We start from the raw sequence: 24009 nt of genomic DNA on the forward strand, positions 1-24009 counted from the left end.
GTTGGCGAGAAAGAACGTTAATTAAGCTGTAAAAGCGATTAACTTCTTACACTACCAAACCAACTCACTAAAGAGCAGTGATTAGCTGTTACATGCATCTTTAAGCGCTTTACCTGCTTTAAAAGCTGGGATAGTCGCTGCAGCGATTTGAATTGTTTCGCCAGTTTGTGGGTTACGGCCTGAACGTGCAGCACGTTCACGTACTGAGAAAGTACCGAAACCAACCAATGCTACTGAATCGCCATCTTTAAGAGCGCCAGAAACAGCCTCGATGAATGAATCAAGTGCACGACCCGCAGCCGCTTTAGAAATGTCAGCATCAGCTGCGATTTGATCGATTAATTGAGATTTATTCACAATATCATCCTCTTTCATTGTTATTATCAAGAGCGATTGTTTTTTAAACTAACATCACTATTTTGAAAATTTTAGAGCAAACTTTTTCATGCTCATACGATTGTAATTTTTCTTCAGCCTAGGCCACATAAGGCCTCGGCTTGAAAACCAGTGCTTAACTTATCATACCATCTAGATTTGAAAAGCCCTTTAAAGCACTTTTTTTCGCTTTTTTACTGGTTTTTTGATGTTTCGACTGAAAAACTCTCAACTGGGTGTACTAAAGCCAGTTTTAAAACCTCATCAATCCACGTAACTGGGTGAATATCAAGTCCTGCCAATACATTGTCAGGGATCTCTTTTAAGTCACGTTCGTTAATTTTTGGAATAATGACCGTTTTAATTCCACCACGATGAGCGGCTAATAGTTTCTCTTTTAAGCCACCAATTGGTAATACTTCACCACGTAAGGTGATTTCACCCGTCATCGCCACATCAGCACGTACCGGGTTACCTGTAAGACTTGATACCAAACCTGTTACCATCGCGGCGCCAGCACTTGGTCCATCTTTTGGAGTTGCCCCCTCAGGTACGTGCACATGAATATCACGTTTTTCGTAAAAATCACTGTTAATACGAAATGCATCAGCGCGATTACGTACAACTGTCATAGCTGCTTGAATCGACTCTTGCATTACATCGCCTAGTGACCCGGTGTAGCTTAGTTTACCTTTGCCTGGTACTGCGGCACATTCGATGGTCAGCAAATCACCGCCCACTTCAGTCCACGCTAAACCTGTAACTTGGCCAATGCGATCGCCGTCTTCAGCTTTACCATAATCATAGCGCTGCACACCTAAGAAATCTTCAAGGTTGTCAGCATTAATAGTGACTGTTTTAGTGCCTTTTTCAAGCAAGATATTCTTCACCGCTTTACGGCATAACTTAGATATTTCGCGTTCTAAGTTACGTACGCCCGCTTCACGGGTGTAATAACGAATAATGCCGATGATTGCACTGTCTTCGATGATTAATTCGCCATCTTTTAAGCCATTGCGCTTAACTTGTTTAACAATTAAATGCTCTTTGGCAATATTCAGCTTTTCATCTTCGGTATAACCCGATAACCGGATCACTTCCATCCGATCCAATAACGGACCAGGAATGTTAAAGCTGTTTGATGTAGCAACAAACATTACGTCAGATAAGTCATAATCGACTTCTAAGTAATGATCCGCAAAATGGCTATTTTGCTCAGGATCAAGTACTTCTAGCAGTGCCGATGCAGGATCGCCACGCATATCAGATGACATTTTATCGATTTCATCTAACAAGAATAATGGGTTTTTAACGCCCACTTTACTCATGTTTTGAATCAACTTACCTGGCATTGAACCTATGTAAGTACGACGGTGACCACGAATTTCTGCTTCATCACGAACACCACCTAGTGCCATACGAATATACTTACGCCCTGTAGAGCGAGCAATCGATTGACCTAATGACGTTTTACCAACACCCGGAGGACCCACTAGGCACAAAATTGGCCCTTTGAGTTTATTGGTACGCTGTTGCACGGCGAGATATTCAATGATGCGTTCTTTGACTTTATCAAGACCGTGATGGTCGCTGTCTAAAATCTTTTGTGCGCCCGCTAAGTCTTTTTTCACTTTCGAACGTTTTTTCCATGGCACATTAATTAATGTGTCTATGTATGAACGTACAACCGTGGCTTCTGCCGACATCGGCGACATCATTTTAAGCTTAGCAAGTTCAGAGTTCGCTTTTTCTTGCGCATCATTGCTCATACCTGATTCTTCAATGCGCTTTTTCAGTGCTTCGAATTCATCTGGTACGTCGTCAAGCTCGCCTAATTCTTTTTGAATGGCTTTCATTTGCTCATTGAGATAATACTCACGTTGCGACTTTTCCATCTGCTTTTTAACGCGGGTACGAATTTTTTTCTCAACTTGCAGTAAATCAATTTCACCTTCCATCAACGCCATTAAATATTCAAGACGTTCTGTAACATTGGTGATTTCGAGTACTTTTTGCTTTTCAGGCACTTTCAGCGGCATGTGCGCTGCCATAGTATCGGCAAGGCGCGGCGCTTCATCAATGCCACTGACCGAGGTTAACACCTCTGGTGGTATTTTTTTATTTAGCTTTACATAGCCTTCAAACTGACTGATGGCACTGCGAATAAATACATCTTGCTCTTGCTCATCGATTTCTTCTGAACCAATAAACTGCGCATTAGCAACAAAAAAGTCTTCATTATCAATAAAGCTTTCTAGTTTTGCTCGCTGTGTGCCTTCAACCAGTACTTTGACTGTGCCATCAGGAAGTTTAAGCAATTGTAATACCGTGGCTATGGTACCAACACGGTAAATATCATCTTGCTCAGGCTCATCCACGGTCGCGTCTTTTTGCGCAACAAGGAAAATTTGTTTGTCTTTATCCATTGCCGCTTCAAGGCATTTTATTGATTTTTCACGGCCTACAAAAAGCGGGATCACCATGTGCGGATATACCACGACATCGCGCAGTGCTAGCACCGGGATTTCGACTCGATCTGTTCTCTCAAGCGTCATTATTTTTCTCTTCGCTCTTCATTTATTTTAAAGATTACTCAAGTATATGGGGATAACCTAAGTAAAGTTCAACAATTTAACGTAACTGGATTAAATAAATTATAAAAAAAGGAGCACTAGGCTCCTTTTTATTATCAAAATGAGTAAATTTTACTCAGACGCTGCTTTATCTTGGCTAGCGCTTTGATAAATCAAAATAGGATCTGATTCACCTTTGATCACGGTTTCGTCAATCACTACTTTGCTGACGTTTTCCATTGAAGGAAGTTCGTACATAGTATCGAGTAACACCGCTTCAACGATTGAACGAAGACCACGAGCACCTGTTTTACGCTCCATCGCTTTATGAGCGATAGCACGCAGTGCGTCATCACGGAATTCAAGTTCAACGTCTTCCATACCAAATAATGCGCCGTACTGTTTCGTTAAGGCATTTTTAGGCTCATTTAATATTTGCACTAAAGCCGACTCATCGAGTTCAGTTAAGGTTGCCACTACTGGTAGACGACCAATGAACTCAGGGATCAAACCATATTTCACTAAATCTTCTGGCTCAACATCTTTAAATGTATCACTTAAAGAACGACTCGCCGCAGATTCTTTTACGTTTACCCCAAAACCAATACCGGTATTTTTATGACTACGCTGCTCAATCACTTTATCAAGACCAGAGAATGCGCCACCACAGATGAATAAGATTTTAGAGGTGTCTACCTGTAAAAACTCTTGCTGTGGGTGTTTACGCCCGCCTTGTGGTGGCACAGATGCCACAGTACCTTCAATTAGTTTAAGCAGTGCTTGTTGCACGCCCTCACCAGATACATCACGAGTGATCGACGGGTTATCAGATTTACGTGAAATTTTGTCAATCTCATCAATGTAAACAATACCACGTTGCGCTTTTTCTACATCGTAATCACATTTTTGTAGCAACTTTTGAATGATGTTTTCAACATCTTCGCCCACATAACCAGCTTCAGTTAGTGTGGTTGCATCGGCCATTGTAAACGGCACATCTAATAAACGCGCTAACGTTTCAGCTAATAATGTTTTACCACTGCCGGTTGGGCCAATAAGTAAGATATTACTTTTGCCTAACTCAATATCCGTTTTACCGGTTTGATTACGCAAACGTTTGTAGTGATTGTAAACCGCTACTGACAGTACTTTTTTGGCGTGATCTTGACCAATAACATAATCATCTAAATGATTACGAATTTCTTTTGGTGCAGGCAGTTTATCAGAGGTATTGTGCTTTGGCGCAATGTCTTTGATCTCTTCCCTGATAATGTCGTTGCATAGCTCAACACATTCATCACAAATGTATACTGAAGGGCCAGCAATTAACTTACGAACTTCATGCTGGCTTTTGCCACAAAAAGAGCAGTATAACAATTTATTACTTTTGTCGCCGTCTGTAGGAGTGTCAGACATTCAGCTACCTCATCTTATTCGTTGGCTGCCAAACTACTTAGCAGCTATTTTAATACGCTTAACTATACCAAAAAATATTGGTTTTCACAGTGTAAACAGCTCAAGCTAGTACTGTTAGTTACCAGCTTGTATTTGTTACTTGCTGTCGCGACTAGTAAATACCGCATCAACTAAACCATAATCAACAGCTTGGCTGGCGCTCATGAAGTTATCACGGTCTGTATCTTTTGAAATCACATCTAATGGTTGGCCGGTATGCTCTGCCATTAAACGGTTTAATTTATCTTTAATAGACAAAATTTCTTTGGCGTGTATTTCAAAATCAGATGCTTGACCTTGGAAACCGCCTAATGGTTGGTGGATCATCACGCGTGAATTAGGTAAACAATAACGTTTGCCTTTTGCACCAGCAGTCAATAAAAATGCTCCCATGCTCGCCGCTTGGCCAACACAAATAGTACTTACATCTGGTTTAATGAAATTCATAGTGTCATAAATCGCCATACCCGCAGTCACTGAACCGCCTGGCGAATTAATATATAAAAAGATATCTTTTTCTGGGTTTTCTGATTCTAAAAATAGCATTTGCGCTAAGATCAGATTAGCCATGTTGTCTTCAACTTGACCTGTTAAAAAAATGATTCGCTCTTTTAATAGTCTCGAATAAATATCATACGAGCGCTCGCCTTTCGCTGTTTGTTCAACAACCATAGGTACTAATGCATTGAGTGGATCTGTAATACCAGTGTTCATATTTATCTAATTCCTTATGCGCTTATACTTATCCTTATTATAAGGAAGCATAGTTATTTTTTGGCGAAATTGAAGGCCACAAACTAAAATGGCTCGGGCACACTGCATAATACAGAGTAACACGAGCCATTTAATCGTTAGCGAGGGCTTAAGTCAATGACTTATTAAGCACCTTGCTGTGGATTCATGATGTCATCAAATGCTTTTTCAACGTCAGTCACATTTGCTTTAGCTAAAATAGCTTCAACAGCTTGCTCTTCCATTGCTACATTACGCATTTGTTGCATAAGTTGATCATTTGCTTTGTAGTATTCTACAACTTCAGTTGGATCTTCGTATGCAGAAGCCACTGTTGCAATTAATGCTTCAACTTTTGAATCATCAACTTTGATCTCGTTCGCTTTAATTACTTCACCTAATAATAGGCCAGTCTTAACGCGTGTTACTGCTTGTTCATGGAACAACTCTGCTGGAAGCTCAGGCATGTTTTTAGCGTCGCCACCAAAACGTTGTGCAGCTTGTTGACGTAGTGCATCAATTTCTTGATCTACTAGGGCTTTAGGCACGTCGATTTCGTTGTTAGCTAAAAGACCTTTAATTGCTTGGTCTTTCACGTTAGCTTTAACCGCTTGGTCAAGTTCACGTGTCATGTTCTTTTTAACTTCTTCTTTAAGAGCGTCAACACCGCCTTCAGTTACACCAAACTTAGTTGCGAATTCTTCGCTAAGTTCAGGTAGCTCTTGCGCTTCAACTTTCTTCACTGTGATAGTGAATTGAGCTGCTTTGCCTTTAAGATTTTCAGCATGGTAATCTTCAGGGAAAGTTACGTCAGAAACAACTTCTTCGCCTGCTTTTTTACCTACGATGTTATCTTCAAAACCTGGGATCATACGACCTTGACCAAGTTCTAATGGGAAGTCTTCAGCTTTTCCGCCTTCGAATACTTCACCGTCGATAGTACCTACGAAATCAACCGTTACACGGTCTTTTTCGCCAGCAGCTACATCAACTTCAGCCCATGATGCATGTTGCTTACGAAGTGTTTCTAGCATGTTTGCTAAATCTTCGTCAGTTACAGTTACAGCTGGTTTTTCTACAGTGATTTTATCTAAACCTTGAACTTCAACTTCAGGGTAAACTTCAAATGTTGCAGAAAATTCTAAATCTTTACCTGCTTCAAGTGCTTTAGGAGCAAATGTTGGTGCGCCAGCAGGGTTAATTTTTTCAGCTACGATAGCTTCATAAAAATTACGTTGCATTACTTCGCCAGCAACTTCCTGACGAACTGCGCCACCGTAACGTTTGTTGATTACAGACGTTGGTACTTTACCAGGACGGAAACCATCAATACGCTGGGTTTTAGACAGTTGTTGTAAGCGTTTTTTTACTTCGGTCTCAACGTTCTCTGCAGGAACGGTGATGGTCAGACGGCGCTCAAGGCCTTGAGTCGTCTCAACAGAAACTTGCATGATATACCTCAATCTTCAATTTTGGCGACTGTTCGCCTTCCTTACAAACACGGTAATCACTATGCGTTTTGGCACGTTTAAAGTCATTAAAGCGACTTATCAACCCCATCTTCACTATAAGATACCAATGCTGCTCTGCCCTTCGGGCACTATGTTAAACAATAGACGCGGCATTATAACCTAATATTTATGATAGTCGAGTCTAGGGGGCAATTATTTGGTCAGATAGCGGATTAAGCAAGCATAGCGGGTAAAAAGTAGGCGTTTGAGTGGCAAGTTAGCAAGTTAGCAAGTTAGCAAGTTAGCAAGTTAGCAAGTTAGCAAGTTAGCAATATTTTAGCTTTAGAATTAAGCTATGAAATATGAATTTTGAATTGTTTTTTATTAATTAAGAAAGTGGTCGGCGATGCAGGATTTGAACCTGCGACCCCTTGGACCCAAACCAAGTGCGCTACCAAACTGCGCTAATCGCCGATATTGAAGTATTAAACCTCGTTTTCATTGAACACTCAAACTGTGTATTTGAGACCACTTTTTGAGAAAGTGGTCGGCGATGCAGGATTTGAACCTGCGACCCCTTGGACCCAAACCAAGTGCGCTACCAAACTGCGCTAATCGCCGATATTCTTTTTTGTAAATGGGGTGACTGATGGGGCTCGAACCCACGACAACCGGAATCACAATCCGGGGCTCTACCAACTGAGCTACAACCACCGCTATATTTACATGTTTTCAAATGGTGCACCCAGAAGGATTCGAACCTTCGACCGACGCCTTAGAAGGGCGTTGCTCTATCCAGCTGAGCTATGGGCGCATCGAAAACTTCATAGTTTACCAATAAGCCAATCTATTATAATAGAATAGTTATCTGCTTTTCAGCATTTAACCTGTGACTGCATAGGATATACCCAAACCAATCATTACCATTCTTTATAATTGAGAAAGTGGTCGGCGATGCAGGATTTGAACCTGCGACCCCTTGGACCCAAACCAAGTGCGCTACCAAACTGCGCTAATCGCCGATGCTTACTATTGTTAGCGAGTGACCTCGTTGACAACGGGGTGCATAATAGTGATTTGACCGTGTCAGGTCAAACCTTTTTTTAAGAAAATAAATCAATCGGTCATTTTTAGTTCATAATGGTCAAATATTGTGACGATCAGCTAAAATTTCAACTCTTTTATATAATTAGCGGCTATATCAGAAAAGCAACTTGGCGCATTAGCGCTTTTCTGCGAAAATAGTAAGCATATTAAAAACGAGTAATAAAGAACGTGTTCTTTATTAGCATTATATTACCCCTATTTCTATATGCATTCGTTTTTTTAAAGTATCGGTATTAAGTTAACTAACCCCAATTAAAGGTCACCCATGACGGCAAACATCATCGATGGTAAGGCAATAGCTAAACAAGTACGCAGTGCAGTAGCACAAAGAGTAAGTGAACGTGTTGCAAACGGTTTGCGCGCACCTGGACTTGCAGTTGTACTTGTAGGGCAAGATCCTGCAAGCCAAGTTTATGTAGGTTCAAAACGTAAAGCCTGTGAAGAAGTTGGCTTTATTTCTAAATCATTTGATTTACCAGCAGATACAAACGAGCAAGCATTATTAGATTTAATTGATGAGCTCAATAACGATGCACAAGTTGATGGTATTTTAGTACAACTTCCTCTTCCTGCTGGTCTTGATGTTGAAAGAATCCTTGAGCATATCACTCCACTCAAAGATGTTGACGGCTTTCATCCTTATAACATTGGCCGTTTAGCACAGCGTATGCCTGCTCTTCGCCCATGTACGCCAAAAGGTATTATTACACTGCTTGATTCGACCGGTGTAAAATACAAAGGCATGCATGCAGTTGTTGTTGGCGCTTCAAATATTGTTGGTCGTCCTATGGCATTGGAACTATTACTTGCAGGTTGTACAACCACTGTATGTCATAAATTTACGCAAGATTTAGAAACTCATGTACGCCGTGCTGATCTGTTAGTTGTGGCAGTTGGTAAACCTGAGTTTATTCCTGGGGATTGGGTTAAAGAAGGTGCAATTGTGATCGATGTAGGCATTAATCGTTTAGATAGCGGCAAATTAGTCGGTGACGTACAGTATGAGATCGCTGAACAAAAAGCACATTTCATCACGCCAGTACCTGGCGGCGTAGGCCCAATGACAGTAGCAAGCTTGATTGAAAATACCCTTGAAGCCTGTGAAAAATACCATAGCTAATTAGCCTCTAACGTCGCATCAAGAATTAACAAGGGTTGCTGTTTAGCAACCCTTTATTGTTATTTGTTAGACTATTTTAGCTGAGCGCTGGCGCCGTGTTAGTTTTAACAATTGCGGCAGCACAGAGAAGAAAATCATTAAAACCATAATCGTATATTGCCAAACTTGATAGTGCTCACTTAGTAATACCACGGCGCAAATAATACCTGCGATCGGATTAGCAATCGTACCGAAAGTAAACTCAACCACCGTCATGCGGCCAAGTAACCAAACATACAAGATATACGCAAGCGCTGTATTTGGCACAATTAACCAAAATAATGCAAGCCACTGTATTGAACTGACACCATTAGCAAGTACTTGATATTGTTGTGGATCAAAGTAAATAGCTTGAGTCATTGCTACTAATGCTAACAATGATCCGCCAATGATCAGCTGCCATGTTAATACCGTCCACCAATGAGTGTGGGTAGACATTTTTTGCACTAAAGTACTACCAACAACAATTGTTAACAACGCACCAATTAAAGCGAATACTCCTAAGGCATTAATCGTGACATGCTGGGGATCAAATAATCGCCAAGCCAAAATCACTAATACAAGTGCGCACACCGATTGCAAAAACGCTGGACGCTGCTTTTTAAAAACCCACGCATAAATCAACGCAACCACAGGCACAGAGACCATACCAACACCGGCAATTGCCGCTGGTAAATTAACCGCCATAATAAAAATAAAACTAAAAAACAGGGCAATATTAACCACAGCTAATAATACTAAACCGCGCCACTGTTTTGCTTGAGGCCATGATGGTTTAAGCACAAATAACAGTAAACCCGCAGGTAATGCTCGCAACGCGCCAAGTAATATTGGCGGCCAATCTGGGGTGGCATATTTAGTGACCGCATAGGTGGTGCCCCATAAAAAAGCTGGGATCATGGCAAGAAAAATATTCATTTCATTCCTTTCAAAATAACTAAGAAACGCAAAGGTAAAACCTAAGGTTAAGTTGAGGTCAAGCTAGAAAAAATAAAAAGGCTGCCAAATTGGCAACCCTTTGTAATACTTACTAATACAATACTTACTAAAATAATACTTACTAAAATACGTCTTATTCAGCAATGCCTATTTGACTGGCACTAGTAAGGTAATTAATTACGCTTTACGCCATGTAGTTTTACCTGCAGAGTCTTCCAGTATCACCCCAAGTGCATTTAAAGCATCACGCGCTTCATCAGCCGCAGCCCAATCTTTACTAGCGCGCGCTTCATTACGCTTAACTATTAACGCTTCTATTTGGGCAACTTCGTCATCTGCTTGGCCACCTTGTAAAAATGCCTCTGGTGCTTGTTGAGCAACCCCTAACACTTCCCCAAGACTGCGCAGTACAAATGCTAACTTACCCGCTTGCTCAGCATCAACGTCTTTTACACGGTTTAGCTCTTTGGCTAATTCAAATAACACCGGTAATGCTTCTGGTGTATTAAAGTCGTCATCCATTGCTTTTCTAAATTTAGCCACATGTTCATTTGTTGCTAAATCACAACTGATAGGCTCAACACCACGAAGTGCCGTATAAATACGCTCAAGCGACGAACGTGCTTGATCTAAGTTCTCTTGCGAGTAATTTAACTGGCTGCGGTAATGACCAGAAATTAAAAAATAACGAACCGATTCAGCATCATATTCTTTAAGTACATCACGAACAGTAAAGAAGTTGTCTAATGATTTTGACATCTTCTCTTTATTTACTTGTACCATCCCCGTATGGATCCAGGTATTGACGTACTTGCCGTTATTTGCACAGCATGATTGCGCAATCTCATTTTCATGGTGTGGAAACTGTAAATCTGAACCACCGCCATGAATATCAAAATGCTCACCTAAATGCTTTGAGCTCATTGCCGAACATTCAATATGCCAACCTGGACGACCTTCGCCCCACGGTGATGTCCATGATGGTTCACCCGCTTTGGCTTTTTTCCATAACACAAAATCAAGTGGATCATCTTTATCTTGTGCTACTTCAACACGCGAGCCGGCTTGTAGCATAGTTAAATCTTGCTGTGACAATGCACCGTATTGTTCAAACGTTGAGACGTCAAATAAAACATCGCCGTCGGCTGCAACATAGGCGTGGCCTTTAGCAACTAGTCGTTCAACCATTTCGATAATTTCGTCCATATGACCTGTGACTGTAGGTTCAATGTCTGGACGCAACATGTTTAGACTATCAAAATCTTCATGCATTGCTTTTGTCATACGCACAGTTAAGTCGTTAATCGCTTCGCCATTTTCATTCGCACGCTTAATGATTTTGTCATCAACATCGGTGATATTGCGCACATACTTTAAATCATAACCAATGTGACGAAGATAACGTACGATCACGTCAAAGCTAACAAATGTGCGGGCATGACCAATGTGACAATAATCATAAATGGTGATACCACACACATACATGTCGATCTTGCCGTCGACCATAGGTTTAAATTGCTCTTTTTGACGCGTGAGTGTGTTGTATATATTTACCATTTATTTTAAGTCCTTGACTATTTACTTGAATCGCTATGTTAACACTTGAAAAGCCCCTGCTCTAGCGCTTTATCAATTGAATAAGCACTTTGTTAATCTTAGCTAACTAAGATAAAATAGCGGCAAATAAATCAGCTAATAGGAAACCACATGGTTGTTCTACACACAAATTTTGGTGATATCACCATTAACATGCACAAAGAAGATGCGCCAAACACAGTTAAAAACTTTTTACAGTATGCTAACGCAGGCTTTTACGACGGCACTATTTTTCACCGTGTGATTGATGGTTTCATGGTACAAGGCGGTGGTTTTGAACCAGGTATGACACAAAAAGAAGTGCATGATCCTATTCAAAATGAAGCAAACAATGGCCTTTCTAATAAGATTGGTACACTTGCTATGGCACGTACTCCTGATCCACATTCAGCAACAGCACAGTTTTTCATTAACGTGAATAACAATGACTTCTTAAACTTCAGCAGCGAAACATCTCAAGGCTGGGGTTACTGTGTATTTGCTGAAGTTGTTGAAGGCATGGACGTAGTAGAAAAAATTAAAGCCGTTGCTACAGGTAGCACAGGCTTTCATCAAGACGTACCTCTTGATGACGTTATCATCACAAGCGTAACTGTAAACTAATAGTACGCTTACCCACGTAACGTGGCGTTTTAGCGGGTATTTATGCTATACGTATATGCCCGCTTTATTTATTTTTAAAAGACTTACCTATGACTCGCCAAACCTACTTTATTGCCGACCTCCATTTAAGTGAAAATCGCCCAGATATCAGTGCAGCTTTTTATCAGTTTTTAGACACGCATATTATTAATAAGGATGTAGACGCGCTATATATACTCGGTGACTTTTTTGAAGTATGGGTAGGTGATGACTATATAACTGCACTCTCAACTGAAGTTGCAAAGCATTTAAAAGTAGTGAGTGATAACGGCACCCCAGTATATTTTGTGCATGGCAATCGTGATTTCATTATGCGCGATAAATACGCCAAACAAGCTGGAATGACCTTATTACCTGAACAGCTAGTAATTGACTTATATGGCACTCCCACCGTCATTTTACATGGCGATGAAATGTGCACACAAGATATTGAATATCAAAAGTTTCGTAAAAAAGGCCGCAGTTGGTGGTGGCCAAGATTAATGCTTGCTATGCCACTGTGGTATCGTCGTAAAGTTGCGCAAAATGCCAGAGAAAAATCAAAGCAAAATCAAACCGGTAAAGCGCTTGAAATATTAGATGTTACTGAACAGGCGGTACTAGCAACATTTGCAAAACACCAAGTAAAACATATGATCCATGGCCATACTCATCGCCCTAATGTGCATCATTATGAAGTAGATAAGCAAACACTCACTCGCACAGTGTTGGGTGATTGGTATACTCAAGGTTCTTATTTAGTCGTTACCGCGCAGACACAAGAACTTGTAAGTGAGCCATTCGCACAAATATAAAATATTGTCTACGCTTACGATATTGCTCGTTTTTTAATACTGGTCGTAATGCTTAAATTATTTTTCATACTTATTTGTTTACCTTACGCAAGCCATACATTCAGCCAAGATAAATGGCTTTTTGTTACCGAGCCTTTTCCCCCGTATTTTTCAGAGCAACTGCCACAACAGGGTTGGTTAGCTGACATTGTTGTTACCGCATTAGCAAGCCAAGATATTGAAGCTAGCATTGAGTTTACAACTTGGGCTCGTGCGCTAAGATTACTTGAAAAAAATAAGCGAACAGCTCTTTTAGGGGCTTATTATAGCGCCGAGCGAGAAAAAATATTCCACTATTCAAGACCATTAGCAAATTCATTTACTGGATTATTTAAACGAAAAAGTAGCAAAATAAACTACGATGGCAGTTTAACGTCGTTACAGCCATACAGTATAAGTAAAGGTAGTAACTATATAGTTAGCGAGGATTTTAGTAGTGAACACAACTTAGCCATTACAGCGACTAATGACTTGATCAGCAGCTTACGCGTGTTACAGCTTGGCCGCGTTGACTTAGTAGCAGGCACCAAAGAAGTCGGTGAGTACTGGTTAAACAATCATCCACAATTACAAACAGGACAGTCAATCGTATACATCCCTCCTCATTTAGCATCCCACTACCTATATATTATTTTTTCCAAATCTGCTACGCAAAGTAAGCAACAATTAATACAATTAGAAAACGGTTTCAACACCATTGTAAATAATGGTGAGGCCGCACAAGTTCTCCTACGCCATGGCTTTTCAGAGGCTAAGACTGAGCAATACCTACAATTTTTAAAACGTTAAAACACAAATACTTATATAACTATCACTCTAAGCAACGAATTCGCCGCGCTAAAATTTAGAGTCGGTATCTGAGTTCACCATTAACCCAGCTTTTACTTTATGATATTAGGTATAATAATAATAAACTGAGTTTTAAACCGCTCTACAGAGTGTGGATTGGACTGTAGTTTAATTTCCCCCTGCAAAATTTGTGTAACCCATTGGTGCACCATATATAAGCCAAGCCCAGTATTACCAATACCACGAGCCGAGGTGTAAAAAGGCTCAAAGATGTACTGTTGAGAATCCTCTTTAATCCCAATACCGCTATCTGAAATGGTTAATTTAATGGATTGACTAGCCGCTTGTGCTATTTTTATTTCAATTTCACCAACTTGATTTTTGGCAAACCCGTGGGTTAATGCATTCATTATCAGGTTTTCTAGCACTTGGGAAATAATTCCTGGTCGGCTTTTTATATCTTGCTCAGTTTCAACTAAGGTTTTCACTTTTATGTTTGAGTTTTTTAATCTTGAATTGAGGGTGATCAGTAAATCTTCGGTTATTTTTCTTATATTACATGTGATGACATCATCATTATGACGATCTATGGCCATTTTTTTAAAACTTTTAACTAATACCGCAGCCTTGTTTAAATTAACTTTAGCTAACCCTAAATTTTCCTCAATGCTCTGTGTACTTTTATCTAATTGCGATTTAGTTAATCCTGCTTTCATCGCCTCATTCAACTTATTAATAGCCACATCCGCATTAGACACAGAGATAATAGCACCACCGATGGGTGTATTCATCTCATGAGCAACCCCCGCTACCAACAATCCCAATGACGATAATTTTTGTGCTTCGAGTAAGCTTGCTTGTAATTGCTGCTGCTGCCTTATAGTTAAATCGAGTTGTTTGTTGACACTATCTAACTCTACTTTTTCACGCTGTAATTTATACGATAAAGTAATTAACTGCTGTTGGAATAAATATTCACGGTAACTAAAACCAAAACCAACAATACATAAAACAATACTACACAGTGCAGCATATTGAAAAGCAGTCATTTTTGCATTATAAAGCAGCTCTTTAGGGCTACCGATAAGTATAATAATCTCTTTATCGGAGTCTGCTGTTCTGTGTGTTGCTTCACGTAATGAAACAATAGAGAACCGCCTGAAAGTAGATAAACTGTCATGAAAAATACGTGAGGTGCTTTGTACGTCATGTTCAATGATATGTTGCCAAAGCGCTGGAGAGTTATTTGCTAGCGAGTTATTAACTTGATTATACATAAACCCAAACTGTAATGCGGGATCCTTGTTATACAACCAATAACCATCATGATTTAGAATATTTACTTGGGTGTTTTTTTCATCATATTGTCGAATATTACTAAATAAATAATCCAGATTAAAATTCACTACTAACAAGCCATCTATTAAATAATCATCAGCTGGCGTTCTGTAAGTGACTCTAATTGTTGGCTCATGCGGGATAACAACTTTTCCGCGTTCAACATTTAAATCAATTTCTGAAATAAATGTATTCGGTGGTGCAACTAACATCCCTTCTTTAAAGTAATAACGATTTTGCTTATTTTGTAATTGTGATACCTCAACAATTTCGCTTTTTTTATTGCTGAAATTAATTCTATAACGTTCTTTACCACTGCGTTCAAGCCAACGAATTTGCGAGATATTGGTTGATACAGAAGCAAAATTTAAAAAATAGTCATTTATGAGTTTGTCGCTTTTTTGAGCGCTCAATGTATTTAAATCTGTATTACTTTTTAATACTTGGCCATTTGCTAACAGCTGAGTAAGTTTTTTAATACTGCTTAGCTCTTTAGATAAATCAGTACTCACAAGCACCAGTTTTTCATCTTGGCGCTCTTTTATTATGGTTACCTTTGACTGATAAACCTGCTCATACACCAGCCAACCAATTAATATCGCAACAAATAAAATAAACAGCAACTTTATAAGTACGCCTTTTTTATCGCTGTAAAATAAGTTGTTTTTTTTAGTCATTTACATTATCAAACTGTGTTAACCAAATCAGTAAATCGTCATAAAATAATGGTTTTGCAAAAAAGTAACCTTGGGCCATTTCACAACCTGCTTGTTTTAACCATTGCACCTCAAATTCGTTTTCAACCCCCTCAGCAATAACTTTAAAATCAAATTGCTTTGCGAGACTGATGATCATTTTGATCATGTATTGATTATTTATATTATGCTCAAGGTTGCTGACAAAGTAGCGATCAATTTTTATCGCATTCGACGGTATTTCATTTATATGTGCTAACGATGAATAACCCGTACCAAAGTCATCAATACTCACTTTAATACCCAATGCCATAAATCGTGATAAAGCCTCTTTAATAAAGTTGTAATTACTGATCGCTTGGGTTTCTGTCACTTCAAGTTCCAGCATCGAGGGGGATACTTTATATTCCTCAATCCGACTTTTGATTGACTCAAAGTAAGAGGGCTCGATCAAGTCATAAGATGATGCGTTAAACGCAATGGGTAAATTTATGCCACAACTTTTAAGTTGATTAATTATTTGTAGTATTTTTTCAAAAATAACATTATCTAGCTCATTAATTAAACCAGCTGTTTCAGCAAGTTCTATAAACTCTTCAGGATTTACAAAGCTGCCATCAGCTAACTGCCATCTAGCTAGCGCTTCAAAACCAATTGGTTTTAATGTTTTCAAGCACATTTTTGGTTGCAAAGCGACACGCAATTCTTTGGTACTAATAGCCGTTCTCAAGCGCGCCATTAACTCATAGCGCCTTGTTATTGCCACTGTTTTCTCATCGGTATGCAAAATAAACTTCGCTTGAGTTACTTGCATGTAATTTAAACTCGACTCTGCCAGGCTAATTACTTTTTCGGGAGTAATATTTGATGCGCAACTTAGCTTTAACTCCAACACTCTTACGTCAATAAATTGCTTAACATTTTCAATTTCGTACTTTTGTTTATTATGAAAACGCGCAATATCATCTGTAATATCAAAATCAACATTAATGAGCATGCCAAAGCTACTATTACTAATAATCGCAATTCTGGGGTCATATATTGAAAAAACATCTACAATACTTTTATGTACCAGTTTTATGATTTTTTTACAAAAATCATAACCAAAGGTAAATGCTTTTTCATCAAACTGATAAATATCAAAAATAATTAAACGCATTTTGGATTTTTCATATACGTTCATATTTTTAATTTCGCGAGTTAACCAGTTTCTATTCTGTAAGTTTAATGAAACATCGGTATAGGCAAGCTCGGTTAATCTATTTAATAATGAAATATTAGCAAATCCGCTACTGACGTTTTCACTAAATACTTTCAATAAATATTCGTTTTCTTCACTAATGGGATTATCTGATTTTACCAAGGTAATATAGTGCGTGCCTTCAGCAATGGTTGCTGGGAAGAAGAAGATACTATGCTGATTTGAAAACACATGACGTTTCTCTTGAATCGCTAGCTGGAAGTCATCGTACATATCGGCCAGTAAATTGCTATCTACTTTTTGTCCTTTCATACCATTAAAGCAGCCGTTGGTAGTGAGGATCATTGCATTGTCGCCTTTATCAAGGTTGCTTGAACAAAGGATCCCGCCTCCCTCGGATATTTTTAAAATATTGCTTAGTTCTTGCAGCACGGCAGCTGAGTATGAGCCCATATCATGTTTGCTATTAATGCTCCTTGATGCATCAAGCACAAGTTGCAAACCTTGTTTAGCGGCTGTTATTTGCGAAATATATTGCCAAGTTCGCATATTACTATTAACGATTGATTCAAGCTTTTGCGCAGAAATGTCAGACTTATTCCAGTACTCATCAATATCGAGCATTTTCATCACATCGGTTTCAGGGGCGAAACCGGGCTGCCCTGTTAGTAACACGATACGCATTTCAGCGTTGCCAATCACTTCTCTGATGGTATTTACCAAACGCAGTCCGGAGTCATCTTCTTCCATAACCACATCGATAAAAACAAGTGCTATATCTGGGTGCATACTTAAAGCAAGCGCAGCTTCTGGTACTGAGTTGGCCGCTAATAACTCATATTTGTAGCCTTCTTTGGCCTTTAATGCTTTTAAGCTATTAACTAATGCATGTTGATAATCGAGATCATCCTCAACGGTTAGAATTTTCCATACTTTAAGGTCAGTATTTACTAACTCTTCCTCAGCAGAAAATACAAATAATCCCTCTTTTTCATCCATATATACCCACCAAAATAATAATAGCAATACCTTTCATTCACAATTCATTGCAACGCAATAAAATAACTGATAAATAAAAATTTAACTTGCTTTAAATATTAGGTGAGAGTTTTTGATGTGTCTAATTTAAAAACACTTTTGATAATAAAGTATGTGCTACAGCATGATTTGAAAAGCTGCAGCACATGTTGGTGTTGGTTAAGCGCTTTTATTTACCGGCGTACCACTGTGAAACTTAAAATCGTCATCAAAAGATGTAATTAACTGCGCTTCAATTTCACCAAACTCTTTAACCCGCTCGGTAATATCAAAACCAGCAATTTCTTGGGCAAGAGTTAAATAGTCTTGATAGTGGCGTGCTTCTGAGCGCAATAACGAAATATAAAAATCACCTAAACGCTTATCAACATGAGGTGCAAGCGCAGCAAAACGTTCGCACGAACGAGCTTCGATGTAAGCACCGACTATGAGCTTATCGACCAGTGCATCTGGCTCAAAGGTTTTTACATGTCTTAGCATACCCTTAGCATAACGACACGGCGTAATACTTTGATACTCAATACCGTACTCATCCATGATCTCTAATACTTGATAAAAGTGGTGCAGCTCTTCTTTGATCAACATCACCATTTTATCAACCAAATCTTGCCCATAAGCTGAATCAGATTTTGGGATCACTGCTTTAGTCAGTTTGTTTTTAGCCGCAAGATCGCGCCAATTCCCTTCGCGTTTGTAAATAAGCGTTTCAAACGGCTTTAGCCACTCAAGCAAGGCATCGCTGCTTTGTTTATCCACGGCATATTTACGAATTAAAAACATCGCAGATTGCGCGGCTTTAAGCTCACAGATGAGATGATCAATTAAAATAACCGCTAGGTTTTCTTTTTTAGTGGCTTCATCAATCCACCCTAAAGGGGTTTCACAACGTAAAAATTGCTTAATCGGTTCTAAAAGTTGGCTATGTGGCACGAAGGGAGTTGCTCATTAGTATCTATCATTAAGAAAATGATTTTATCATGAAAAATGACTGATAATAAAACAAAGCTGGGGGTTTGATTAATTAAATAACCCGAACTCTAGTTAAATATATCCCCGCTGATTTTTTTTGCTTTCGTCTCTCATTGGTGTTTCTTGACAAGACCCCATTACTGAACCATAACTTAATACAAGCTGTATAAAAATAAAACAGCGAACTAATACCAATCGACTTAAATATTTAACCATTCTAGCGAGCTAAATAAAGCGCTAACTGCGTTATAATTTTTTCAAGTAGAACAACTACATGTCAAAATTTACGCCTTGTTATCACTGTATTTATCTGTCGCTATAAATGGTCAGTAACTTAACACGATTGGTATAATTCCTTTTCATGGGGCACACAATTATGATACTAAACCATCTTTGGGGCATATATGCCCATCCACTCGAAGAGTGGCAAACAATAGATAACCGCCACGAGAGCTTAACATATAGCCTATCACATATATTACTGATAGCGTTGTTTCCATCTGCAATGGGTTATTACTCATCAGTTTATTTGGGCTGGAGTATCGGGGCTGGTAATCCGGTATTTTTAACCCACGATAGTGCAATACTGATTGCTGCAGCTATGTATGGCGCTTTAATTGTAGGTGTGTTTGCGCTGGCTTATTTAGCACATTGGATGGCTGTTACTTTTGGTGCAGAACCAACCTTTACCCAAACCTTAGAACTTGCAGCGTATACTTCAACACCAGTATTTATGTCTGCACTAGCGGCATTTTGGCCAGAACTATGGTTTGTTGTATGTGTGGGTTTGGTCGCTTTAGGCTATTCGGTCTACTTGCTGTATACCGGTGTGCCCATTTTGATGCATATACCGCAAGAGCGTGGCTTTATTTACGCAAGCTCTGTGGTAACTTGCGGACTAATTTTACTGGTGATTATTTTAGCTGTCACCGCCATATTGTGGACCAACGGTATCGTCAGTCCAACCTTTACATGATACCTAGTTCAACGTTAGAAGCTGTAAAATGTAGTATATAGTAGTGTTATTATTTTCTTTCCTTCGCAAAAAAGGAGCTAAATTTAGCTCCTTTTTTATTTCGCTAGGCAGAGATTAATCTGAGCCGTTTTCTTCTTGATTATGTAACTCTAAACCAGAAGACATGGCACTTTCACGACTACTTTTTGCCGAATCATTACGCAGCTGTTCAATACGATTCAAATAATTCTGATCGATACCACCGGTAATATATTGGCCATCAAATACTGATGTTTCAAATCGTGTAATTTCTGGGTTTTCCTGCGCTACGGCAGCAATCAAATCAGGTAACGATTGGAAAATCAAACCATCAGAGCCAATGCTTGCATTGATATCTTCAACTTCACGTCCATGGGCAATCAACTCAGCCGCAGATGGCATATCAATACCATACACGTTCGGAAAGCGAATTTCAGGTGCAGCAGAAGCAAAGTAAACGTTTTTAGCACCAGACTCACGCGCCATTTCAACAATTTGTGCTGAAGTAGTGCCACGTACAATCGAGTCATCAACTAGTAATACGTTTTTACCTTTAAACTCACGGTCAATTGCATTGAGCTTTTGACGTACTGACTTTTTACGCATTTCCTGACCAGGCATGATAAACGTACGGCCAATGTAACGGTTTTTAACAAACCCTTGGCGATATGGCAGATTAAGTACGCGGGCGATTTCCAATGCCACATCACATGATGTTTCTGGGATTGGAATAACAACATCAATATCTTTATCAGCCCATTCGCGAGCAATTTTTTCGCCAAGCTTAGTGCCCATATTTACACGTGTAGCGTAAACAGACATGCGATCGATATTTGAGTCTGGACGTGCAAAGTAAACAAATTCAAAGATACATGGCGAATAAGATACTTTATCTGCGCATGTTTGTGAGTAAAACTCACCGCCTTCAGTAACATATATCGCTTCACCAGGAGCGACATCACGCACAAATTCAAAACCATCGGTTTTTAACGCAACGCTTTCAGAGGCAAACATATACTCGGTGCCATTTGCAGTTTCACGTTTACCAAACACTAATGGACGAATACCATTTGGGTCACGAAACGCGATAATACCATGGCCAATTACCATAGCGATGGTGGCATAACCGCCTTGAACTTTATTTATAACTTCGGTGATACCATTAAAAATATCTTCAGGGTCAAGATGTAGTTTATTTGGTTTACTTAATTCATGAGCCATGATGTTAAGTAAAATTTCAGAATCTGAGGTTGTGTTAACGTGGCGACGTGCTTCACAGAACAATTGCTCTTTAAGCTGCTCTGCATTGGTTAAGTTACCGTTGTGTGCTAAAGCAATACCGAACGGTGAGTTAACATAGAACGGCTGCGCTTCAGACGAGCTAGAAGAACCTGCTGTCGGATAGCGTACATGGCCGATACCAATAGTGCCTTGTAAACGCTTCATATGACGGGTGTGAAATACATCTTTCACTAAGCCATTTGCTTTGCGTAAACTAAAGGTGTTGTTTTCAATGGTAATGATGCCCGCGGCATCTTGACCACGGTGTTGCAAAACAGTTAAGCCATCATAAATCGCCTGATTTACAGGAGATGTTCCGACTATTCCAACGATACCACACATGAAATTTTTCCTCGCCGATTAACGGTTGACCGAATTTAAAAAGCTAGAGTTATTTTCGAGGTATGAAAAAAACCACTCAACAACAAAGCCAAATTCTGGGATCAAAATAGAGTTACCCCACCAGTGCGTATTGGGTGCACCAGTAAAAGCATCAAGAAAGAAGAGTAACGCGCTCACGACCAACACGCCACGAAGTGCACCAAAGACAATGCCGAAGACACGGTCTGTGCCAGACAAACCAGTACGTTGTACAAGTTCACCTAGAAGGTAGTTTAACAATCCGCCTAACAATAGCGTCGCAAAGAATAATATGGCAATGGCCGCTGCATTTCTTAAAAGGGGTTCAGAAATACTTGTTAGGAATGATGCTAAATATTGGTAAAACAAGCTAGATATGATAAATGCGCCAGCCCACACAGCCAAAGACATTGCTTCTTTTATAAAGCCACGAATTAAACCGATAATAGTAGACAGTGCAATAATGCCAAAGATGGCGTAATCAACCCAGATCATATGAACCAACTAGTCGTTAATTTGGGGCGCATTCTATAAGAGGTCAGCACTAAATGCCAGATCATTTTGCTACTTCAAATTGGGTAACTTTTCCGTTAAGTTTAGTAAGTGCTTTTAATTCAGGGAGTTTGCTCTCAAGCTGGGCTTTATCAAGCGACGGACCCACAAAAACTTTGGTTAAAGTACCATTTGGTGTTTTAACTGGACGGGTAAAGGTTTTAAACCCTTTGTCACTTAGTTTAGCTTGTAGCGATTTTACATTCGCACTATGCGAAAAGCTCCCCAACTGAATTACATATGCCATTTTCGATAAATTTTCTTCAGGCTTACGTGATGGCTCAGACTTTTTTTCAACAGGTTGTGCTGTAGTCGTTGCTACAGTAGTTTGCTCAGTCGATGCTTCAACCATTTTTTTCGCTACTAGCGTCGTCTCTTCAACCGCATCAGAGGAACTTGAGAGTAGGTCATCATCTGGCAATATATCTTCCTCAGGCTCTTCGTTTGGCTGTTGTGCGTTAGCCACTTGATCATCTATTGAATCTTGCAAGTCAATAGTTGTGAACTCAGGACGTTCCGGAATGGCTTTAAAGCCTTCTTTGTAATGTACTTTTTCGCCATCAAGAATATTAGGAATAAACACGATAGCTGCAATCACCACAATAGTTGTGCCGACTAAACGATTTATAAAGCCTGAGTTCACCTGATTCCTCTCTATTTTTTCCAATAATTGATAGCAGCTGCAACAGTTAAGAAGGAGCCAAATATGATTAACACCGTCTTCTCATCAAGCTGTGGCAACACACCATCCAATGCGTCTGCAACTGTTTGATATTTTTCAATTGGCGCGCTTGTATGCACATTATCCATGGATTTAGCTAAATTCTCTACTTTATCGCCACGAAAGCAATTAAGTCCGGCTAAACACCACGCATCAACTACCGGGCTAACTTCATTTAATACAGCGACTTTGTCTTTATCAGCCAGCATAGCGACTAACGCATGAACTTTAAAGCCTTGATCTTGCAGGTTAGCTAACTTTTTAGCTAAATAGCGTGCAGATTCAGCATTATGTGCCACATCAGTATAGACCATAGGTTTGCTGCTTAGTTGCTGAAAACGCCCTTCAACAACTAAATTAGCTAAACAATCACGGATCACTGCCTCACTAGGTAATAAATCTAACACAGCTAATGTGGTTAGTGCCGTTGCCGCGTTTTGGCATGGGATTGATGGTTTAGCAAACTCAAAGTGATGGGCTTGATATTGCCAACTAAAACTTTGCGCATGCTCTTTAAATATAAAGTCTCGCCCTGATAAATGCATCACCGCGTTAATTTCATGACCGTAGTCGGTGACTGTGTGCGGTATATTTAAATCGCCGACAATGGCAGGTGTGCCAGTACGGAAGATCCCTGCTTTATCATAACCCACAAGCTCTCGCGTATCACCAAGGTACTCTTTATGATCTAGATCTATGGTGGTGATCACACTGGCAAATGGAGTAACAATATTGGTAGCATCGAAACGCCCACCTAAACCCACTTCTAACAGCACATAATCAACGCTATGGCGTTTAAAAATAGCCAGTGCGCCTAAGGTGCCATACTCAAAATAAGTCAGTGGCGTGTCACCGCGGCCTTGCTCGAGCAAGTCAAACGCATCAACATGAAATTGATCATCAAGCTCAGCGCCATTAATGCGCACTCGCTCGTTATAATGAATTAAATGAGGAGAGGCATAGGTACCAACCGAATAACCTTGGGCAAGCAGCAGTGATTCTAAACATCGGGCAGTGGTGCCTTTGCCATTGGTGCCGGCTATTAGAATAATTTTACTTGGGCTATCTAGTAAACCAATGGTATTGGCAACTTTGGCAACGCGTTCTAAACCCATGGCAATATTTGCTGGGTGAACACTTTCTAAATAACAAAGCCAATCATCAAGGCTTGATGATTGGCTAGGAAGATTTTTTGTCATAGCGTGTAAT

At 39.6% G+C, this 24009-nt stretch carries 19 protein-coding genes and 5 tRNA genes; 5 read left to right on the forward strand and 19 right to left on the reverse strand.

The features are described from left to right. Positions 1–81: 81 nt before the first annotated feature. The 10 genes from PSR9079_RS05975 to PSR9079_RS06020 all read right to left on the reverse strand — a co-directional run bounded on the left by PSR9079_RS05975 (position 82) and on the right by PSR9079_RS06020 (position 7608). The gene (locus tag PSR9079_RS05975; RefSeq protein ID WP_301562686.1) at positions 82–384 is read right to left on the reverse strand and encodes an HU family DNA-binding protein; all 303 of its coding nucleotides are present in this window, start codon (positions 382–384) and stop codon (positions 82–84) included. Positions 385–569: 185 nt separating this feature from the next. Further along, positions 570–2930, reverse strand: a complete 2361-nt coding sequence (gene lon / locus PSR9079_RS05980) for an endopeptidase La (RefSeq protein ID WP_145241462.1) — start codon at positions 2928–2930, stop codon at positions 570–572. A gap of 150 nt (positions 2931–3080) precedes the next feature. Further along, the gene (clpX, locus tag PSR9079_RS05985; RefSeq protein ID WP_149980756.1) at positions 3081–4364 is read right to left on the reverse strand and encodes an ATP-dependent protease ATP-binding subunit ClpX; all 1284 of its coding nucleotides are present in this window, start codon (positions 4362–4364) and stop codon (positions 3081–3083) included. A 135-nt stretch (positions 4365–4499) separates the two neighbouring features. After that, on the reverse strand, positions 4500–5117 hold the full coding sequence (gene clpP, locus PSR9079_RS05990) for an ATP-dependent Clp endopeptidase proteolytic subunit ClpP (RefSeq protein ID WP_145241466.1): 618 nt from the start codon (positions 5115–5117) through the stop codon (positions 4500–4502). Between the two features lie 164 nt (positions 5118–5281). Continuing rightward, on the reverse strand, positions 5282–6586 hold the full coding sequence (gene tig / locus PSR9079_RS05995) for a trigger factor (protein WP_149980757.1): 1305 nt from the start codon (positions 6584–6586) through the stop codon (positions 5282–5284). Between the two features lie 397 nt (positions 6587–6983). Next, positions 6984–7060, reverse strand: a tRNA-Pro gene (locus tag PSR9079_RS06000). 70 nt (positions 7061–7130) lie between these two features. Continuing rightward, positions 7131–7207: transfer RNA gene (locus PSR9079_RS06005), tRNA-Pro, on the reverse strand. A gap of 17 nt (positions 7208–7224) precedes the next feature. After that, positions 7225–7300 (reverse strand) — tRNA-His (locus tag PSR9079_RS06010). A gap of 23 nt (positions 7301–7323) precedes the next feature. Then, positions 7324–7400: transfer RNA gene (locus PSR9079_RS06015), tRNA-Arg, on the reverse strand. Between the two features lie 131 nt (positions 7401–7531). Continuing rightward, positions 7532–7608, reverse strand: a tRNA-Pro gene (locus tag PSR9079_RS06020). A 350-nt stretch (positions 7609–7958) separates the two neighbouring features. Between PSR9079_RS06020 and folD the strand changes: the two genes are divergently transcribed. Beyond that, the gene (gene folD / locus PSR9079_RS06025) at positions 7959–8813 is read left to right on the forward strand and encodes a bifunctional methylenetetrahydrofolate dehydrogenase/methenyltetrahydrofolate cyclohydrolase FolD (RefSeq protein ID WP_149980758.1); all 855 of its coding nucleotides are present in this window, start codon (positions 7959–7961) and stop codon (positions 8811–8813) included. Between the two features lie 66 nt (positions 8814–8879). Here the strand turns inward: folD and PSR9079_RS06030 are convergent, their stop codons facing one another. After that, on the reverse strand, positions 8880–9770 hold the full coding sequence (locus PSR9079_RS06030; protein ID WP_149980759.1) for a DMT family transporter: 891 nt from the start codon (positions 9768–9770) through the stop codon (positions 8880–8882). Between the two features lie 198 nt (positions 9771–9968). Then, positions 9969–11348: a cysteine--tRNA ligase gene (gene cysS, locus PSR9079_RS06035; RefSeq protein ID WP_149980760.1), complete on the reverse strand. Its 1380-nt coding sequence runs from the start codon at positions 11346–11348 to the stop codon at positions 9969–9971. 150 nt (positions 11349–11498) lie between these two features. On the opposite strand from cysS, the gene PSR9079_RS06040 reads away from it, so the two are divergent. The 3 genes from PSR9079_RS06040 (at position 11499) to PSR9079_RS06050 (ending at position 13651) form a co-directional block, all read left to right on the forward strand. Beyond that, complete coding sequence (locus PSR9079_RS06040; protein ID WP_149980761.1) at positions 11499–11990, forward strand: peptidylprolyl isomerase; 492 nt, start codon at positions 11499–11501, stop codon at positions 11988–11990. A gap of 89 nt (positions 11991–12079) precedes the next feature. Further along, positions 12080–12823: a UDP-2,3-diacylglucosamine diphosphatase gene (locus PSR9079_RS06045; RefSeq protein ID WP_149980762.1), complete on the forward strand. Its 744-nt coding sequence runs from the start codon at positions 12080–12082 to the stop codon at positions 12821–12823. Between the two features lie 48 nt (positions 12824–12871). Continuing rightward, a complete protein-coding gene (locus PSR9079_RS06050; RefSeq protein WP_149980763.1) occupies positions 12872–13651 on the forward strand; it encodes a substrate-binding periplasmic protein in 780 nt (259 codons plus the stop codon). Positions 13652–13743: 92 nt separating this feature from the next. On the opposite strand, the gene PSR9079_RS06055 is transcribed toward PSR9079_RS06050, so the two are convergent. The 3 genes from PSR9079_RS06055 to miaE form a co-directional block, all read right to left on the reverse strand. Then, on the reverse strand, positions 13744–15666 hold the full coding sequence (locus PSR9079_RS06055) for a sensor histidine kinase (protein WP_149980764.1): 1923 nt from the start codon (positions 15664–15666) through the stop codon (positions 13744–13746). Continuing rightward, on the reverse strand, positions 15659–17884 hold the full coding sequence (locus PSR9079_RS06060) for an EAL domain-containing response regulator (RefSeq protein ID WP_149980765.1): 2226 nt from the start codon (positions 17882–17884) through the stop codon (positions 15659–15661). Before PSR9079_RS06060 ends, PSR9079_RS06055 begins: the two co-directional genes overlap by 8 nt. Positions 17885–18082: 198 nt before the next feature. After that, complete coding sequence (gene miaE, locus PSR9079_RS06065) at positions 18083–18853, reverse strand: tRNA isopentenyl-2-thiomethyl-A-37 hydroxylase MiaE (RefSeq protein WP_149980766.1); 771 nt, start codon at positions 18851–18853, stop codon at positions 18083–18085. A gap of 415 nt (positions 18854–19268) precedes the next feature. On the opposite strand from miaE, the gene PSR9079_RS06070 reads away from it, so the two are divergent. Then, positions 19269–19868, forward strand: a complete 600-nt coding sequence (locus PSR9079_RS06070; protein WP_145241488.1) for a Yip1 family protein — start codon at positions 19269–19271, stop codon at positions 19866–19868. Positions 19869–19982: 114 nt separating this feature from the next. On the opposite strand, the gene purF is transcribed toward PSR9079_RS06070, so the two are convergent. The 4 genes from purF to folC form a co-directional block, all read right to left on the reverse strand. Then, positions 19983–21509 carry an amidophosphoribosyltransferase gene (gene purF, locus PSR9079_RS06075; RefSeq protein ID WP_145241490.1) on the reverse strand — a complete coding sequence of 509 codons (1527 nt, stop codon included), beginning with the start codon at positions 21507–21509 and terminating at the stop codon, positions 19983–19985. 18 nt (positions 21510–21527) lie between these two features. Then, positions 21528–22022 carry a CvpA family protein gene (locus PSR9079_RS06080; protein ID WP_054206292.1) on the reverse strand — a complete coding sequence of 165 codons (495 nt, stop codon included), beginning with the start codon at positions 22020–22022 and terminating at the stop codon, positions 21528–21530. 61 nt (positions 22023–22083) lie between these two features. Continuing rightward, positions 22084–22722: an SPOR domain-containing protein gene (locus tag PSR9079_RS06085; RefSeq protein ID WP_149980767.1), complete on the reverse strand. Its 639-nt coding sequence runs from the start codon at positions 22720–22722 to the stop codon at positions 22084–22086. 11 nt (positions 22723–22733) lie between these two features. After that, complete coding sequence (gene folC, locus PSR9079_RS06090) at positions 22734–23999, reverse strand: bifunctional tetrahydrofolate synthase/dihydrofolate synthase (RefSeq protein ID WP_149980768.1); 1266 nt, start codon at positions 23997–23999, stop codon at positions 22734–22736. Between the last annotated feature and the right edge of the window lie 10 nt (positions 24000–24009).

It is taken from the genome of Pseudoalteromonas rhizosphaerae (assembly GCF_902498845.1).
Classification (GTDB): domain Bacteria; phylum Pseudomonadota; class Gammaproteobacteria; order Enterobacterales; family Alteromonadaceae; genus Pseudoalteromonas; species Pseudoalteromonas rhizosphaerae.

Coding starts and splice junctions, on each gene's coding strand:
- lon (WP_145241462.1), bottom strand. CDS start 2,930: ATGACGCTTGAGAGAACAGATCGAGTCGAAATCCCGGTGCTAGCACTG.
- clpX (WP_149980756.1), bottom strand. CDS start 4,364: ATGTCTGACACTCCTACAGACGGCGACAAAAGTAATAAATTGTTATAC.
- clpP (WP_145241466.1), bottom strand. CDS start 5,117: ATGAACACTGGTATTACAGATCCACTCAATGCATTAGTACCTATGGTT.
- tig (WP_149980757.1), bottom strand. CDS start 6,586: ATGCAAGTTTCTGTTGAGACGACTCAAGGCCTTGAGCGCCGTCTGACC.
- folD (WP_149980758.1), top strand. CDS start 7,959: ATGACGGCAAACATCATCGATGGTAAGGCAATAGCTAAACAAGTACGC.
- PSR9079_RS06030 (WP_149980759.1), bottom strand. CDS start 9,770: ATGAATATTTTTCTTGCCATGATCCCAGCTTTTTTATGGGGCACCACC.
- cysS (WP_149980760.1), bottom strand. CDS start 11,348: ATGGTAAATATATACAACACACTCACGCGTCAAAAAGAGCAATTTAAA.
- PSR9079_RS06040 (WP_149980761.1), top strand. CDS start 11,499: ATGGTTGTTCTACACACAAATTTTGGTGATATCACCATTAACATGCAC.
- PSR9079_RS06045 (WP_149980762.1), top strand. CDS start 12,080: ATGACTCGCCAAACCTACTTTATTGCCGACCTCCATTTAAGTGAAAAT.
- PSR9079_RS06050 (WP_149980763.1), top strand. CDS start 12,872: ATGCTTAAATTATTTTTCATACTTATTTGTTTACCTTACGCAAGCCAT.
- PSR9079_RS06055 (WP_149980764.1), bottom strand. CDS start 15,666: ATGACTAAAAAAAACAACTTATTTTACAGCGATAAAAAAGGCGTACTT.
- PSR9079_RS06060 (WP_149980765.1), bottom strand. CDS start 17,884: ATGGATGAAAAAGAGGGATTATTTGTATTTTCTGCTGAGGAAGAGTTA.
- PSR9079_RS06070 (WP_145241488.1), top strand. CDS start 19,269: ATGATACTAAACCATCTTTGGGGCATATATGCCCATCCACTCGAAGAG.
- purF (WP_145241490.1), bottom strand. CDS start 21,509: ATGTGTGGTATCGTTGGAATAGTCGGAACATCTCCTGTAAATCAGGCG.
- PSR9079_RS06080 (WP_054206292.1), bottom strand. CDS start 22,022: ATGATCTGGGTTGATTACGCCATCTTTGGCATTATTGCACTGTCTACT.
- folC (WP_149980768.1), bottom strand. CDS start 23,999: ATGACAAAAAATCTTCCTAGCCAATCATCAAGCCTTGATGATTGGCTT.